Annotated in this window: 15 protein-coding genes; 7 read left to right on the top strand and 8 right to left on the bottom strand. The window is 68.5% G+C overall.

The window, feature by feature from the left end:
• Positions 1-140: 140 nt before the first annotated feature.
• Both lipA and ACYAF3_RS21975 read left to right on the top strand, forming a co-directional pair.
• Complete coding sequence (lipA, locus tag ACYAF3_RS21980) at positions 141-1076, top strand: triacylglycerol lipase (protein ID WP_003143713.1); 936 nt, start codon at positions 141-143, stop codon at positions 1074-1076.
• A 49-nt stretch (positions 1077-1125) separates the two neighbouring features.
• Positions 1126-2148, top strand: a complete 1023-nt coding sequence (locus ACYAF3_RS21975; RefSeq protein ID WP_003090957.1) for a lipase secretion chaperone — start codon at positions 1126-1128, stop codon at positions 2146-2148.
• A gap of 166 nt (positions 2149-2314) precedes the next feature.
• Here the strand turns inward: ACYAF3_RS21975 and ACYAF3_RS21970 are convergent, their stop codons facing one another.
• Both ACYAF3_RS21970 and ACYAF3_RS21965 read right to left on the bottom strand, forming a co-directional pair.
• The gene (locus ACYAF3_RS21970; RefSeq protein WP_003090958.1) at positions 2315-2749 is read right to left on the bottom strand and encodes a DoxX family protein; all 435 of its coding nucleotides are present in this window, start codon (positions 2747-2749) and stop codon (positions 2315-2317) included.
• A 98-nt stretch (positions 2750-2847) separates the two neighbouring features.
• Positions 2848-4278, bottom strand: coding sequence for an MltF family protein (locus tag ACYAF3_RS21965; RefSeq protein WP_003114749.1), 1431 nt, complete (start codon positions 4276-4278; stop codon positions 2848-2850).
• 246 nt (positions 4279-4524) lie between these two features.
• Here ACYAF3_RS21965 and ACYAF3_RS21960 point away from each other — a divergent pair, with 246 nt between their 5' ends.
• The 5 genes from ACYAF3_RS21960 to ACYAF3_RS21940 all read left to right on the top strand — a co-directional run bounded on the left by ACYAF3_RS21960 (position 4525) and on the right by ACYAF3_RS21940 (position 9586).
• Positions 4525-5328 (top strand): TatD family hydrolase, encoded by an 804-nt coding sequence (locus ACYAF3_RS21960; RefSeq protein ID WP_009876725.1) that lies wholly within the window; start codon positions 4525-4527, stop codon positions 5326-5328.
• Between the two features lie 138 nt (positions 5329-5466).
• On the top strand, positions 5467-6939 hold the full coding sequence (locus ACYAF3_RS21955; RefSeq protein WP_003110283.1) for a methyl-accepting chemotaxis protein: 1473 nt from the start codon (positions 5467-5469) through the stop codon (positions 6937-6939).
• 125 nt (positions 6940-7064) lie between these two features.
• Complete coding sequence (locus ACYAF3_RS21950; protein ID WP_003101677.1) at positions 7065-7424, top strand: Mpo1-like protein; 360 nt, start codon at positions 7065-7067, stop codon at positions 7422-7424.
• An 86-nt stretch (positions 7425-7510) separates the two neighbouring features.
• Positions 7511-7999: a putative pterin-binding protein gene (locus tag ACYAF3_RS21945; protein ID WP_023084131.1), complete on the top strand. Its 489-nt coding sequence runs from the start codon at positions 7511-7513 to the stop codon at positions 7997-7999.
• Positions 8000-8008: 9 nt separating this feature from the next.
• Positions 8009-9586 carry a GGDEF domain-containing protein gene (locus ACYAF3_RS21940; protein WP_003101679.1) on the top strand — a complete coding sequence of 526 codons (1578 nt, stop codon included), beginning with the start codon at positions 8009-8011 and terminating at the stop codon, positions 9584-9586.
• Positions 9587-9594: 8 nt separating this feature from the next.
• Here the strand turns inward: ACYAF3_RS21940 and ACYAF3_RS21935 are convergent, their stop codons facing one another.
• The 6 genes from ACYAF3_RS21935 to pyrF form a co-directional block, all read right to left on the bottom strand.
• Positions 9595-10392, bottom strand: a complete 798-nt coding sequence (locus ACYAF3_RS21935; protein ID WP_003090970.1) for an acyl-CoA thioesterase — start codon at positions 10390-10392, stop codon at positions 9595-9597.
• Positions 10393-10472: 80 nt separating this feature from the next.
• On the bottom strand, positions 10473-11243 hold the full coding sequence (locus ACYAF3_RS21930; protein ID WP_003117634.1) for a CHAD domain-containing protein: 771 nt from the start codon (positions 11241-11243) through the stop codon (positions 10473-10475).
• Positions 11240-13246, bottom strand: a complete 2007-nt coding sequence (gene tgpA, locus ACYAF3_RS21925) for a protein-glutamine gamma-glutamyltransferase TgpA (protein WP_003124442.1) — start codon at positions 13244-13246, stop codon at positions 11240-11242. Before tgpA ends, ACYAF3_RS21930 begins: the two co-directional genes overlap by 4 nt.
• Positions 13243-14196: a DUF58 domain-containing protein gene (locus ACYAF3_RS21920; protein ID WP_003101693.1), complete on the bottom strand. Its 954-nt coding sequence runs from the start codon at positions 14194-14196 to the stop codon at positions 13243-13245. The genes tgpA and ACYAF3_RS21920 overlap by 4 nt, the downstream gene beginning before the upstream one ends.
• Entirely contained in the window at positions 14196-15113 is a 918-nt protein-coding gene (locus ACYAF3_RS21915; RefSeq protein ID WP_003090974.1) for an AAA family ATPase, read from the bottom strand. Before ACYAF3_RS21915 ends, ACYAF3_RS21920 begins: the two co-directional genes overlap by 1 nt.
• 248 nt (positions 15114-15361) lie before the next feature.
• Positions 15362-16060 (bottom strand): orotidine-5'-phosphate decarboxylase, encoded by a 699-nt coding sequence (pyrF, locus tag ACYAF3_RS21910; protein WP_003090975.1) that lies wholly within the window; start codon positions 16058-16060, stop codon positions 15362-15364.
• Between the last annotated feature and the right edge of the window lie 78 nt (positions 16061-16138).

The following is a 16138-nucleotide window of genomic DNA, read 5'->3' as shown; positions in this document are numbered from 1 at the left end:
GGATTTCCTGGCCTGGAGGAAAAAAGCCGAAGCTGGCACGGTTCCTGCGCAAGGGACAGCGAAGCGGTTCTCCCGGAAGGATTCGGGCGATGGCTGGCAGGACGCGCCCCTCGGCCCCATCAACCTGAGATGAGAACAACATGAAGAAGAAGTCTCTGCTCCCCCTCGGCCTGGCCATCGGCCTCGCCTCTCTCGCTGCCAGCCCTCTGATCCAGGCCAGCACCTACACCCAGACCAAATACCCCATCGTGCTGGCCCACGGCATGCTCGGCTTCGACAACATCCTCGGGGTCGACTACTGGTTCGGCATTCCCAGCGCCTTGCGCCGTGACGGTGCCCAGGTCTACGTCACCGAAGTCAGCCAGTTGGACACCTCGGAAGTCCGCGGCGAGCAGTTGCTGCAACAGGTGGAGGAAATCGTCGCCCTCAGCGGCCAGCCCAAGGTCAACCTGATCGGCCACAGCCACGGCGGGCCGACCATCCGCTACGTCGCCGCCGTACGTCCCGACCTGATCGCTTCCGCCACCAGCGTCGGCGCCCCGCACAAGGGTTCGGACACCGCCGACTTCCTGCGCCAGATCCCACCGGGTTCGGCCGGCGAGGCAATCCTCTCCGGGCTGGTCAACAGCCTCGGCGCGCTGATCAGCTTCCTTTCCAGCGGCAGCACCGGTACGCAGAATTCACTGGGCTCGCTGGAGTCGCTGAACAGCGAGGGGGCCGCGCGCTTCAACGCCAAGTACCCGCAGGGCGTCCCCACCTCGGCCTGCGGCGAGGGCGCCTACAAGGTCAACGGCGTGAGCTATTACTCCTGGAGCGGTTCCTCGCCGCTGACCAACTTCCTCGATCCGAGCGACGCCTTCCTCGGCGCCTCGTCGCTGACCTTCAAGAACGGCACCGCCAACGACGGCCTGGTCGGCACCTGCAGTTCGCACCTGGGCATGGTGATCCGCGACAACTACCGGATGAACCACCTGGACGAGGTGAACCAGGTCTTCGGCCTCACCAGCCTGTTCGAGACCAGCCCGGTCAGCGTCTACCGCCAGCACGCCAACCGCCTGAAGAACGCCAGCCTGTAGGACCCCGGCCGGGGCCTCGGCCCCGGCCCTTTCCCGGAAGCCCCCTCGCGTGAAGAAAATCCTCCTGCTGATTCCACTGGCGTTCGCCGCCAGCCTGGCCTGGTTCGTCTGGCTGGAACCTTCCCCCGCACCCGAGACGGCGCCCCCGGCCAGCGCGCAGGCGGGCGCAGACCGCGCCCCGCCAGCAGCCTCCGCGGGAGAAGCGGTGCCGGCCCCCCAGGTCATGCCGGCCAAGGTCGCGCCGCTGCCAACCTCCTTCAGGGGCACCAGCGTCGATGGCAGTTTCAGTGTCGACGCCAGCGGCAACCTGCTGATCACCCGCGACATCCGCAACCTGTTCGACTACTTCCTCAGCGCCGTCGGCGAAGAGCCCCTGCAGCAAAGCCTGGACCGCCTGCGCGCCTACATCGCCGCCGAACTCCAGGAGCCGGCGCGCGGCCAGGCGTTGGCGCTGATGCAGCAATACATCGACTACAAGAAGGAACTGGTGCTGCTCGAACGCGACCTGCCGCGCCTGGCCGACCTCGACGCCCTGCGCCAGCGGGAAGCCGCGGTGAAAGCCCTGCGCGCGCGGATCTTCAGCAACGAAGCGCACGTGGCGTTCTTCGCCGACGAGGAAACCTACAACCAGTTCACCCTGGAGCGCCTGGCGATCCGCCAGGACGGCAAGCTCAGCGCCGAGGAAAAGGCCGCCGCCATCGACCGCCTGCGCGCCAGCCTGCCGGAAGACCAGCAGGAAAGCGTGCTGCCGCAACTGCAAAGCGAACTGCAGCAGCAGACCGCCGCCCTCCAGGCCGCTGGCGCCGGCCCGGAAGCCATCCGCCAGATGCGTCAGCAACTGGTGGGCGCCGAAGCCACCACCCGCCTGGAGCAACTCGATCGGCAACGCTCGGCCTGGAAGGGCCGGCTGGACGACTATTTCGCCGAGAAGAGCCGGATTGAAGGCAATACCGGGCTGAGCGAAGCCGACCGCCGCGCGGCGGTCGAACGCCTGGCCGAGGAGCGCTTCAGCGAACAGGAACGCTTGCGCCTGGGCGCGCTGGAACAGATGCGCCAGGCCGAGCAGCGCTGACCGACACGGAAACGCCAAGAACGCGGCGAAGGGCGCTTCGGCGGATAACGCTACCCTCAGGGGTGCAGCCCTGGCGTGGCCAGCGAGGCGGAAACCTGTGCTGCGCGCCGCAACGAAAAAGGGCGGCCATCCGAAGGTGTCCGCCCTTTTTCGTCGCCAGCCCGGTTCAGCGGGACAGCTTGCCGTCCAGCGAGAACTTGCCGGCGCCATCGATCAGCAGCGCCACGCTGATCATCAGCAGGGTCAGGGCATATTCATAGCCGTTGTCGGTGATGAAGAAGCCATTGCCGATGTGCACGCTGAAGATCGCCACGATCATGGTGAAGCCCACCACCACCGACGCCGGACGCACCAGCAGGCCGATCACCAGCGCCAGGCCGCCGAAGAACTCGGCGCTGCCGGCCAGGGTCGCCAGCAGGTAGCCAGGGGTCAGGCCGATGGATTCGAACCACTGCGCCATGCCGTTCAGGCCGGCGCCGCCGAACATGCCGAAGAGCTTTTGCGAACCGTGGGACATCAGGGTAAGACCGGTGACGATACGCAGGATGGCCAGGCCGGCACCGGCGTTGGTCGACAGGATGGTCTTGATCAGTGGATTCATGGTGCGTCCTCAGGTGTGGGATAAGATGGGCACACTATAGGCAAGATAATTCGATATTAAAACCGTAAAAAACGCGTTATCAATATCGAATTTATAGATTATTTTTGAGCCGTCGCCGTCTTCGCACGCACCCCGGGCTCCAGGCGAACCCGTTCGCGTTCATATGCAAGGTAGTACTTGTTGACGCTGCTGACATAACTCACCACACCCATGCCTATCTCTTCCGCAGCCACCCGCTCTACCTGGAAGAACCAGCGATTCGGATCGAGCCCCCGGCGACGCGCCTGGGTGCGCAGGTTCTGTACCCGCTCCGGGCCCATGTTGTAGGCCGCCAGGGTGAACGCCAGGCGCTCGCGTTCGTCGAGGTGCTTGCTGGAGAAGAACTGCTTGCGGATCTTGGTCAGGTAGCGACTGGCGGCCAGCACGTTGCTGTCCTTGTCGTGCACATTGCCGACCCCGACGCTGCGCGCCGCCGCCGGGGTGATCTGCATCAGCCCGCTGGCGCCGCCGGAACCGCGCGCCTTCGGGTTCAGATGCGACTCCTTGTAGGCCACCGCCGCCAGCGCCAGCCAGTCCATGCTGCTCTGCCGCGCGTAGCGCTGCAGCAGTGGACGGACCGCTTCCAGGCGCTTGCGGTCCGCCGCGCCGAGGGGGTTGCGGACCTTGTAGGCGCGCCGGTAGACGCGCTGGAAAGCCACGTCCTGGTCGGCCGGCGCGCGGTAGTCGGCGAGGAAGCGGTCGATGGTCGCGCGCAGGGTGCTGGCATCGCGGCGCACGTACCAGGCCATGTCGGCGCGATTGTCCAGCACCAGGTGGCGGTCGACGCGCAGCTTCGGCAGCACCTTGGCCCAGCGTTCGGCGATGGGCTGCTCGACCACGGTGAAGCCGAGGATGCCTGCCTGGACCATTTCCATCACATCCTCGACGGCCAGGGAAGCGTCCAGCTTTTCGATCCGGATCGGTGCCATGCGGCGTTGCGCCAGGCGCTGGTTGACCAGTTCGATGGCGCCCTCGGCGGCGCTGCCGGCCGGCAGCGGGATGGTCCGCCCGGACAACTGCTCCAGGCGCGTGTAGCGCCGGTTGCCCTTGCGCGCCACCAGCACCAGCGGCACATCGGCGCGCACCGGCGCGCTCGGGCTGACCTGCAGGCCGTCGTGCGCCGGCAGCAGTTCGCCGGGGGCGACCAGGTCGCCTTCGCCACGCTGCAGGGCGGCAAGCAACTGGTCCTTGGGCTTGGGTATGAGCTTGAGGGTGAGGTTCCGCGCGGACGGCGAACGGCTGTTGAGGTATTGCTCGAAGGCGCGCAGGCGACGGTACTCGACGCCGATCGGCTCGCCCTTCACCTCGCCCGAGCTGTTGCGGCTCTGGTTGACCAGCACCTTGAGCACGCCAGCGCGGCGGATGCTCGCCAGGTCGCGGGTCTCCGGCTGTTCCCTGTGCCAGTTGTCCGGCTGGCCGGTGATGCGCGCAGCCGCCGGCAAGGGTGCGAGCACCAGCAGGCAAAGCGAAAGCAGCAACAGACGCGTCATCCAGGTCTCCAGAGGCCAGGCTCGATGTCCCTCTCCGGGGGACCGGATCAATCAGAGCATGGCAGTCTTGGCAAGTTCCTCTCCGACAGCGGCTGCAAACGGAGGCATTGGGTAGATAATCCGGGCGCCGAAGAACCCGATCTGCGATTATAACGGATTGTTCTACAAGCGGTTTGCCACCCATCTCCCGGCGGGTCCGGCGCGATCGAGGGGGCGCCGCCTCGCTGCGAATTCCAGGAAGGCACCATGCAACTCATCGATATCGGCGTCAATCTGACCCACGCCAGCTTCGCCCCGGAACGTGAAGCACTGCTCGCCCGCGCGCGCGCCGCCGGGGTGGTGCAGATGGTCATCACCGGCACCAGCCTGGCCGACAGCGAACAGGCGCTGCAGCTCTGCGGCGAACTCGACGAGGGCGGCCGGCTGTTTACCACCGCCGGCGTCCACCCCCACGAGGCCAGCCACTGGAACGCCGACACCGCTCGCGGCCTGCGCGCCCTGTTCGACGACCCGCGGGTACGCGCGGTGGGCGAATGCGGCCTCGACTTCAATCGCGACTTCTCTCCCCGTCCGGCCCAGGAAAAGGCCCTCGAGGAACAACTGGCACTGGCCGTCGAGCTACAGCGTCCGGTGTTCCTCCACGAACGCGACGCCAGCGAGCGCCTGCTGGCGATCCTGCGCGACTTCCGCGATCGCCTGCCGGCCGCCGTCGTACATTGTTTCACCGGCGAGCGCCGGGCGCTGTATGGCTACCTCGACCTCGACCTGCACATCGGCATCACCGGCTGGATCAACGACGAGCGCCGCGGCACCCACCTGCATGATCTGGTAGGCGAGATCCCGGTCGGCCGTCTCATGCTGGAAAGCGACGCGCCCTACCTGCTGCCGCGCAGCCTGCGGCCGAAGCCGAAGAACGGGCGCAACGAGCCGGCCTACCTGGTCGAGGTGCTCGACTGCGTGGCCCGCCATCGCGGCGAGAGCTCAGAGCGCCTGGCCGCTCACACCAGCGCCGCGGCGCGGGCGTTCTTCGGCCTGCCGACGATCGACTGAGATCGCCCTCAAGCTCCCGGCGGATCGGCCGCTAAGCTGACGAACGGTCTCGTTGACCCGCATCAACGATTGCCCCTTACTCAGCTTTCAAGATAATGGCGCCTTGCCATTAGCTTACCGATAAGAAGAAATCCCCCTATGGGCACCTGGATCAGCGACATTCCACTGAAATATAAGTTCTGGGCCGTCAACGCGGTGGCCTTCTTCACCACCCTGCTGCTGGTGTTGTTCGCCATGCAGCAGGAAGCCGCCGGGCGCAACGCTTCCGCCCAGCGCGCCGCCGCCGCCGAGGGCGAGCTGGTTCAGAGCTGGCCAGCCGGCAGCGCCCTGCCCGCCCGGAGCAACCTGCTGCCGCTGGAACAGGCCGCGAGCCTGGGCGGCACCGCTGCCCAGGCGCTGGGCAAGGGGCAGGGTTGGATCGAGTTGTCCGGCGCGCGCCAGGGCGATACCCCGCTGCTCGGCGCCTGGGTCGGCCAGACCGGCTCCGGCCAGCGCTTCGCCGTGCTCGCCCCGGCCAGCGACCTGTGGCAGGTCTTCGCCGACCGTGCCGGCGCCTACGCCGTCGCCGTGCTGGTGCTGATGCTGGCGCTGCTGGCGGCCTCGCAACTGCTGATCCGCTTCATCCTCACCCACCTGCATACCCTCAAGGACGTGATGCTGCACGTCGAGAAGAGCGGCGACCTGTCCGCTCGCGTACCGCTGCAGGGACGCGACGAAGTCGGCCAGATGGCCAGTGCCTTCAACGCCATGCAGGCCGGCTACCAGCGCATCGTCGGCACCGTCGCCGCGGCCGCTACCAAGCTCGACGAAGGCGCCCAGGCGCTGGCCCGCAGCATGGGCCAGGTACGCCAGGGCATGCTCGGCCAGCAGAGCGAGACCGACCAGACCGCCACCGCGATCAACGAGATGTCCACCACGGTCTTCCATATCGCCCAGCACGCCGCCGACACCCGTGACCAGTCGCAGGAAGCCGACCGCCTGGCCGGCGCCGGCCAGCAGGCGGTGAGCCGGGTCAGCGCGTCGATCGCCGGGTTGTCCCAGGGCGTCCAGGACACCGCCGAGATGATCCAGAAGCTGGCCGAGGACAGCCAGAAGATCAGCGGCGTGGTCAACGTGATCCACGGCATCGCCGAACAGACCAACCTGCTTGCCCTCAACGCCGCCATCGAGGCCGCGCGGGCCGGGGAAATGGGCCGCGGCTTCGCGGTGGTGGCCGATGAGGTGCGCAACCTCGCCCGTCGCGTGCAGGACTCCACCGACGAGATCACCCAGATGATCCTCGCCCTGCAGTCGGGTACCCGCGACGCCGTGGAGTTCATGCAGGAAAGCTCGCTCAAGGCCGACGGTTGCGTCAGCCAGGCCGGCGACGCCGGCGAGGCGCTGGCGGCGATCGCCAACGCGGTGGCGCAGATGCGTGAAAGCAACACGCAGATCGCCGTCGCCGCGGAACAGCAGAGCCAGGTCGCGGAAGAGATGACCCGTTCGGTGGTGGGCATCCGCGACGTCACCGAACTCACCGTGCAGCAGACCGTCGAGTCGGCGGCCACCAGTCAGCAACTGGTCGACCTGGCGGGCGATCTGACCCGCGCCATCGGCCAGCTACGCCTCTGATCCACCGGCGCACCTGCCTATCGCCCGGATAGGCAGGAATCATTCGCCGCGCTGCCGCACCCCGCCTAGACTCGACGACATGCAACGATCCGCCCCGCGGGTCGCCGTCACGGAGTACCGAGAACATGGGCAAACGTCATCCCAACCTGCTCGCCTGGCAATGGCGCGGCTATGCCGCCAACCACCGCAACCCGACCAACCTGGTCCTGCACCTGATCGCCGTGCCGCTGTTCATCGTCGCTGCGATCCTGCTGCTCGGCGGCCTGTTCGGCCTGGACCTGCTGCAGGTGGTGCTCGGTGTCATCGGCATCGGCGCCGGCCTGGCGATCCAGGCCAAGGGACACGCGCTGGAGGAACAGGCACCCGAGCCATTCAGCGATCGGCGCGACGCTGTCAGTCGCCTGCTCGTCGAGCAGTTCGTCACCTTCCCCCGCTTCGTCCTCAGCGGCGCCTGGTGGCGGGCTTGGCGCGAACGGCATAAGTGACAGTTCGTCCGGGATTTTGCACAGCCCTTCAGTTTTAGCGCGACGCTGCCGATATAATCGACGGAATCCTGTCGTGGACCGACAACATGCCGTCAATGCGTCAATTAATCGTCTTTCTCTGTTGCCTGGGGCTGCCTCTTGCCCAGGCCGCGGAGCCCGTGCCGCTGGGCGGACGTCCGATCGTCACCCTGCAGCGGTCCGGCGACGCTCCCGTACGGCTGACCCTGTCCGACCTCGAAGCCCTACCCAGCGAGACCCTGGAAGCCCAGCTCCCCGGCGAGGCCAACGCCCGCTGGCAAGGCGTGCGCCTCAGCCTGTTGCTGCGCCACCTGGACCTGGCGCCGCCCACGCGCCTGCGCGTGCTGGCGCTGAACGACTACTCGGCGATCATCCCGTACAGCGACCTCGACAGCTACCAACCCATCCTCGCCTATCGCCGCAACGGCGCCTACATGGCGATCCGCGAACGCGGACCGCTTTTCATCATCTACCCGATGGCCCGCTATCCTGAGTTGAGAAACCAGGTCTACTACAACCGTACCGTCTGGCAGGTCAGCTCCATCACTCTTGAGTAAGTAACGGACATGACTGTGCCGCTACTCGATCCGACAAAGCTGCGCCGGCAACGCCAGATCATGGGGCTGTTGCTCGGCCTGGTGCTGCTCATGGCGCTGATCGCCGGGGCTGCGCTGTGGCTGGCGGTGCGCCAGGCCCAGCAACTGGCCCAGCCGAACCTGCACAACGAGCTGTGGCAGACCTACTCGCTGCGCGCCGAACTGGATCGCACGCTGGACGCCGCGCGGCACACCGAGAGCGGCGAAGGCCAAGCCGACGACCTGGCGATCCGTCTCGAAGTCCTCGCCAGCCTGATCGCGCCGCTGCGCCGCCAGTCGTTGTTCAGGCATCTCGCCGAACCGCGTCCGGAGGTACAGGCCACCCTGCAACGCCTGATCGAGCTCAGCGATCGCTGGTCGAACCAGGCCCCCTGGGGCGATCCCGTCGCCGCGCGCCGCCTGGCCGCGGAGATCGTCCAGCAGGTTCCGCCCTTGCTCGAACCGACCCACCAGATCGTCGTTGCCAGCAACATCGCCCTGACCAACCAGTTGGACGTCGACCGCAAGCGCCTGCACCGGGCGTTCTACGCGTTGTTCTGGGCGCTGCTCGGGATCGGTGCCGGCGGTGCCCTGCTGGTGCTGCGCCTGGTCACCGACTTCAAACGCGCACAGCAACTGGCCGGGCATCTGATCGAGCTTAACGCCACCCTGGAGAAACGCGTCGGCGAGCGCACCCGCCAGCTCAGCGAAGGCAAGGCGCTGCTGCATTTCATCCTCGAGGCCAGCCCGAGCGACGTGGTCCTGCTCAGCGCCTGCGGCGCCAGCATCCATTACGTCAGCCCACGCCTGCTCAAGCGCCTGGGTTGCCAGGCCCAGGACGACTTCAACCTGCCCCGGCTGTTCGCCAGCACCAGCGAATACAGCCGCCTGCAGAACGCCCTGGAGGCGCGCGGCCAGGTGGATGGCTGGGAAGCCCAGCTATGCGGGGAAACGCCTTGCTGGGCGGTGATCTGCGCGCGCCACCTGGAAATCGACGGCGAGCCGGCGACCCTGATCTGGTGCTACGACATCAGCCGGCGCAAGGCCATGGAGCAGGAACTGCGCCTGCTGGCCAGCACCGATACCCTGACCGGCCTGCACAACCGCCACTCGTTCCTGCACCAGGCGGAACTCATGCTCAAGGCCGCCGAACGCTTCCGCCACCCCTGCGTGGCGCTGATGCTGGACATCGACCACTTCAAGAACATCAACGACAGCCACGGCCACCTGACCGGCGACCGCGCCCTGCAACGTGTCGCCGAGACCCTGCGCCAGGGCCTGCGCGAGGTGGACCTGCTCGGTCGCCTGGGCGGCGAGGAATTCGCCGCGCTGCTTCCAGAGGTCAGCCTGGACCAGGCGCTGGACGTCGCCGAACGGCTGCGCGCCGGCGTCGAGGCGCTACGGGTGAGCAATCCCGACGGCGAACCGCTGCGGATGACCGTGAGCATCGGCGTCGCCCTGCGCAGGGACGCCGGGGACGACCTGGAAAGCCTGCTGGTGCGCGCCGACAGCGCGCTCTACCAGGCCAAGAGCGGCGGGCGCAACCGCACCGAGTACGCGCCCGCCTGACATGCGCCTCAGCCGAACACCGTGACCATCTGCCGGCTGATCGCCAGCAACTGGCCGTCGGCGCTCCACATCCGCGCCGCCACGTGACCGTAGCCGTCGCGCGCCTCCTCGATCTCCGCCAGGTAACGGCACCAGTCGCCGCTGCCCTGCTGCGGCAGCGGCTGGAGGAACTCGGCGGTCCAGGTCAGCGAGCTGGCCATCGCCGGGGTGCCCAGGTGCGGCAACAGCGCCGGCGGCCAGGAGTCGAGCAGCGCCAGCAGGTGGGAAACCTCCATGGGCTCTCCCTCGGGTTCGTCGCGGAAACGCATCCAGCCGCCCATCTGGCGCGACTTGTTCGAAGAGAACGGCAGGCCGCCCACTGCCCAGCGCATGGCGATGTAGCGAGTGAACTCCGGGGTCACGTTACGGATATAGGGCAGCTCCTGGCTCTCTTCGGGGCCCTTCATCCCGGCCGCCGGCAACGCTTCCACCGCCACCGCCGACGCGCGGGCGACGCCGAAACTGGCCTGGACCAGCGTCACCACCTGCTCGCCCTGACGGACCTCGACCTGTACCTGGCTCACCGCCTTGCCCTCGCGCAACAACCGGGCGCTGAAGCTCGCCGGCTGCTCGGGGGCCAGCGGTCCGACGAAGCTGACGCCGATGGAGCGCAACGGACGCCCCGCCTCGACCACCGCAAGCATGGCCTCGTAGGCCAACGCCACCACCAGGCCACCGAAGGTGGCGCGGCCCTGGCCCCAACTGGCCGGTACTACCACCGAGGAAGGGTCGCGGCGGACCGCCTGGATCAATTCGGAAAAATTCATGTGTGCCTCGCGAGGGGATTCGAGGGCCCATCTTAGGCGAGGCGATCCTTGGGAAAAAGCCGATCGGAATACCGGCGGCCTCAGTGCTCGGCAAGCGCCTGCTGCAATGTCGACAGGGCCCGTCCGGCACGCTCCCGGGCCAGTTCGAAGCGTGCCGTCCAGACCTCTCGCACGGGCGCCAGGTCCGGCTCGCGCTGGCATCGCAACAGCCACTGCTCGAGGTCGTGCCAATCGCCCAGCGCCGACTGGGCCGCCTTGAGCGGCGCCAGCAGCGAGCCGGGAATGCTGCAATCGTGCGGATAGGCCTCCAGCCCGTAGCGCACGCGCTTGATCCGCAGCCGTAGCGGGTGCCAGTGCTCGTAGGTGGTGTCCGCCAGCTCGGCGCGCAGGGTCTTCCATTGCCGGCGCAGGCGCTTGCGCACCCGGCCGTGCAGGCCATCCAGCACGGCATGCCGCTGGGCCGTACGCAACAGGGCCGGCCAGACGTCCAGGCAAAGCTGCAGGCGGTGCAGCGGCTGGCTGGCGAGAACCGCCACGTAGCCGGACTCCAGCACCGGCCGGCGCACCGCCAGCGCATCCCGCAGCCCTTCGGCGGCGAGCGCCGGCAGCAGCACCTCCAGGTCGCGGATCGGCCCGCTGAGCCGCCCGACCTCGGCGGCGGCATGCTCCAGCTCCTCGACGCCGGGGACTCCGCGGATCGGCCGCAGCAGGCTGCGCAGACGGCGCAGGGCGATGCGCAGGTCGTGCAGTGCCTCGCCATCCGTGCGCGCCTCCAGGCGGGCGACCGCCGACATCAACGCCACCTGCTGGCCGATCACCTCGGCCAGCAGTTCATCGATGAACCCCGTCATGCCTGCTCCTCTCCCCGGCCATCCCGCGTGGGCGCGCGCACCAGGCGCCAGGGCAGCGCCCGGCGCAATGCGCGCAGACGCAACCCTGGATCATCGGCACCGCCGTGTCCATAGCGTTGCGCTTCGAACGCGCCGACGAAGGCCGCGATGGCTGGCGCCTGCGCCGGCAGGACGCGGGCGGCGCGCTCGCCGTAGGAGCGTAGCCCTTCGCCGGGGGAACGGCGCAGGCCATGCATTTCCAGCAGGCGTTCGAAGCGGCGCAGTTGGCGGCTGCGCAGATCGCCACGGCCTTGCCAGGGCTTGAGCAGGAACAGCGCGAGCAGACCGACCGACAATATCGCCGCGGCACCGAGCAACAGGCCCAGTCGGGTCGGATCGAGCCCGCCGAACCAGCGCTGCAGGAAGGCGCCCTGCTGCTCACCCTGGTAGGCCAGGACCCAGCGTTGCCAGCCATAGTTCAGGCTGTCCCAGGCCAGACGCATGTCGTTGAGCCAGGGCAGGCCACGGTAGCGCAACGGCGACAGCGGTGCGTCGGCGAGGTACTCGCTGTCCCCGGCCAGGGCCTGCTCCAGCCCCTGTTCGATCCGTTCGGGCGCCACCTGGTAGGTCGGGTCGACGCTCAGCCAGCCCTGCTCCGGCTGCCAGTATTCGACCCAGGCGTGGGCGTCGAACTGATGCACCAGCAGGTAGTTGCCCGCCGGATTCAGCTCGCCGCCCTGGTAGCCGGCCACCACTCGCGCAGGAATGCCCGCGGCGCGCAGGACGAAAGCCATCGCCCCGGCGTAATGCGCGCAGAAGCCGCTGCGCGTGTCGAACAGGAAATCGTCCACCCCGTCGGCACCGGTCGCTGGCGGTTTCAGGGTGTAGGCGAAAGGCTCGCGGTTGAAGCGCTGCAACAGGGCCGCGACCAGTGCCTGCGGTTGCGCATGGGCCTGGCGCAGTTGCTCGGCCAGGGCGCGCGCGCGCGGATTGCCGTGCATCGGCAACTGCAGGTTGCGCCAGCGCATGCGCGGATCGATGCTGGACTCGCGCAGCGCCTGTGGCCAGGAACTGGCTCGGTAGAACAGACGTTGCTCGACCGGCTGCCGCCGCTGCAGGTGGAAATCGCTCATCAGGCGCGTGTCGGTCTGGTCGGTCTGCGCCACGTCGAGGGCGAACAGCCAGGGCTGCGAACTGGGCTGCATGATCACGTCGTAGCGCAGCTCGGGGCCACGCTTCTGCCAGTGCAGAGCATCCTCGCCCGACCATTGCGGCGCCTGAGCCCAACGTCGTCCGTCGAAACGCTCCATGGTCAAGGCGCGCCAGTAGAGCTGCTCGCGCGGCGGCGGTGCGCCCTCGAAGCGGACCCGGAACGCCAGTTCGGCGGAGCGCCCAAGCTCGGCGATATCCCCTGGCGCCATGCTCTCCGAGAGTCCGGTGACCCCCTTGTTGCCGGGCATCGGCAACGACCACAGCGGCCCCAGGCGGGGGAAGAACAGGAACAGCAGGAGCATCAGCGGCAGCGCCTGCAGCAACAGCCCGCCGGCCAGCCGCAGGGTCGGCCAGGGCCGGCTGGCGAAAGCGCTCTGCTGCAAGCCGATCAGCGCCGCCAGCAACGCGGTCACCGGCAGCAGGCTGTACAGCGCGGCGAGGAAACCGTCGTCGAACAGGTAGCCCACCACCACTGCGAAGAAACCGAGGAACACCAGTACCAGCGCATCGCGGCGGGTCTTCATTTCCACCAGCTTGAGGATGAACGCGGCGATCAGCAGCACCGCCCCCGCGTCCAGGCCCACCAGGCTGCCGCGCGACAACCAGACCCCGGCCCCGGCGAGCAGCGCCAGGGCCAGCTTGACCCAGGCGCGCGGATAGCCGGCACGCATGCGGAAGACCTGCACCCGCCAGGCCGCGCAACCGAGCCACATGGCCGCGATCCACAGCGGCAGGTAGGCCAGGTGCGGCAGGATCACCAGTACCTGCGCCACCAGCAGCCAGACCAGCGCGACCCGCGGAATCGCGTTCATCGCGCCGCTCCGAACAACGCCAGCGCACGCAGGCAGGCCTCGCGCTGGGCCTCGCCGCTGGCCGGTTGCAGGCGTGTGCCGGGCAGCGCCAGGCCATAGGGCTGCTGCCGCGCGGAGAGTTCCAGGACTGCATGGCACAAGCGGCCCAGGCGACTTTCGAGATCCCCGCCGAGGCGCTCGAATTCCAGCCACAAGTCTTCCCCACCGAGCGCGGCGAAGTCCTTCACCAGCAGCCCCTGGCCACGGGAAAACGCCTTCCAATGCAGGCGCCGCCGCGAGTCGCCCGGCTGGTAGGCGCGCAGTCCCTGGTAGTCGTCGACGCCCGCGCTCGCCAGCGCGCGCCCCTGGTCCTCGGCATCCTCCGCGCCCGGCCCGAGGAACGGCTCGCCGGCCAGCGGCCGAGGGTAGACCAGCGCCTGCTGGCGCAGGTCGACCCAGCTCCAGGCCACCAGCAGGCCGAGGGGAAAGCGACTCTCCACCCGCAGGCGCCCCGGCCGCAGCCAGCCGCGTCGCTCGGTCGGGTGGAACAGCAGCACCTCGGCAGCCGCGTCGCCTGCCAGGTCGGCGTATTCCAGCGGCCGCTCCGGCCAGCCGACGGCGATGGCCTGGCGCGCCCGCCGCGGGCTTTCCAGGCGCACCCGGAAACCGGCGCGCTCGCCGGCGAACACCGGGTCCGCTCCCAACGCGGTGAGGCGCAGGCCGGCAAGGTTGCGATAGGTATGGAGGATGGTCACCACGCCCAGGGACAGCAGCAGGAAGGTCAACCCGTAGGCCAGGCTGTTCTGGTAGTTGATCGCCGCCAGCAGCATCACCAGCAGCGCCAGGCCGAAAGCGCCGCCCTGGCGGGTCGGCAGGATGAATACGCGGCGCTGGTTCAGCTCGACGCTGCTCGCCGGCGGTATCCGTCGGTTCAGCCAGCGCTGCCAGCGCGGCCAGTTGCGCAGGCGCATCAGAGCGCCGGGACTTCGCGCAGCAGCCATTGCACCAGCGCGCCGCCACCGTGCCCGGTGGGGTCCGCCTGGTCGCGCAGGCGATGCCCGGCGACCGCCGGCAACACCGCCTGGACGTCTTCCGGAATCACATAGTCGCGTCCCGCCAGCAGCGCCCAGGCACGCGCCGCGGCGAGCAACGCCAGGCTACCGCGCGGCGACAGGCCGAGGGCGAAGGCCGGCTGCGTGCGGGTCGCTTCGACCAGGCGCAGCACGTAGTCCACCAGCGCATCGCTGGCGCGGACCTTCGGCACTTCGGCCTGGAAAGCGGCCAGCGCCGCGTGGTCGAGCAAGGGTTCCAGGCGCGGCAGCAGATCGCGCCGGGCTTCGCCGAGCAACAGCGAGCGTTCCGCCGCGCGTCCGGGGTAGCCCAGCGACAGGCGCATCAGGAAGCGATCCAGCTGCGATTCCGGCAGGGAGAAGGTGCCGCCCTGGCTGGCCGGGTTCTGCGTGGCGATGACGAAGAACGGTTCCGGCAAGGGCCGGGTGGCGCCCTCGATGGTCACCTGGCCTTCTTCCATCGCCTCGAGCAAGGCGCTCTGGCTTTTCGGCGTGGCGCGGTTGATCTCGTCGGCAAGCACCAGTTCGGCGAAGATCGGCCCGGGATGGAAGACGAATTGCCCGCTGTCCTTGTCGAACACCGAGGTACCGAGGATATCGCCCGGCAGCAGGTCCGAGGTGAACTGGATGCGCTGGAAACTGAGCCCGAGCACCCGCGCCAGGGCATGGCTGAGGGTGGTCTTGCCCATCCCCGGCAGGTCTTCGATCAACAGGTGCCCACGGGCCAGCAGGCAGGCCAGGGCCAGGCGCACCTGGCGGTCCTTGCCCAGGAGAATCTCATCGACCGCCTTCAGGCAGGCTTCCAGGGTGTTCAGCATCCCGACCTCGCGTTTCCGGGGAAAACAGCGATCCTACTGGCCTGGGGCCAGCCGGCAAGGCACTTGCAATTTTTCCTCACGAAACTGTGAAACCGTTGCCACCGGTACTTGCCGGAGTGCCCGCTACAAGCCTAGACGCTGGGGAGGGACAGGCGCCCCCCTGGGTGCCGGTGCGGATGATGCCTGCGCCATGTCCGGCTCGACACGACGCGCGACGGTCACCGACGGCAGGCGTGGGGGAAGCCGCCTCAGCCCAGTTCGGCGACGATCGCCGCCAGCGCCTTGGCCGGGTCGGCGGCCTGGCTGATCGGCCGGCCGATCACCAGGTAGTCGGAGCCGGCGTCCAGGGCCTGGCGCGGGGTGAGGATACGCCGCTGGTCGTCCTGGGCGCTGCCGGCCGGGCGGATGCCCGGCGTGACCAGTTGCAGGCCCGGATGGGCAGCCTTCAGCGCCGGCGCTTCCTGGGCCGAGCAGACCAGGCCGTCCATGCCGGCCTTCTGCGCCAGGGCGGCGAGGCGCAGTACCTGCTCCTGAGGCTCGATGTCGAGGCCGATGCCCGCCAGGTCCTCGCGCTCCATGCTGGTCAGCACGGTCACGCCGATGAGCAACGGCCTGGGTCCGCTGAAGGCCTCCAGCGTCTCGCGGCAGGCGGCCATCATGCGCAGGCCGCCGGAGCAGTGCACGTTGACCATCCACACGCCCATCTCGGCGGCGGCCTTCACCGCCATCGCCGTGGTGTTCGGGATGTCGTGGAATTTCAGGTCGAGGAACACCTCGAAGCCCTTGCCGCGCAAGGTCTCGACTATACCCGCGGCACAACTGGTGAAGAGTTCCTTGCCGACCTTCACCCGGCACAGTTTCGGGTCCAGCTGATCGGCCAGCGCCAGGGCGGCCTCACGGGTGGGGAAATCCAGGGCGACGATGATGGGGGACTGGCAGGCGGACATGGGCTCTCTCGCGGCGAATCGAAAACGGCGCGCATTGTCGCAGAATCCGGCCGTTTGCCGTAGCCCGGAACGCGCCGG

It is taken from the genome of Pseudomonas sp. TZ252, from assembly GCF_056110345.1.
The sequence above is the reverse complement of the archived record's forward strand: the minus strand, read 5'-3'. Positions and strand labels throughout refer to the sequence as shown.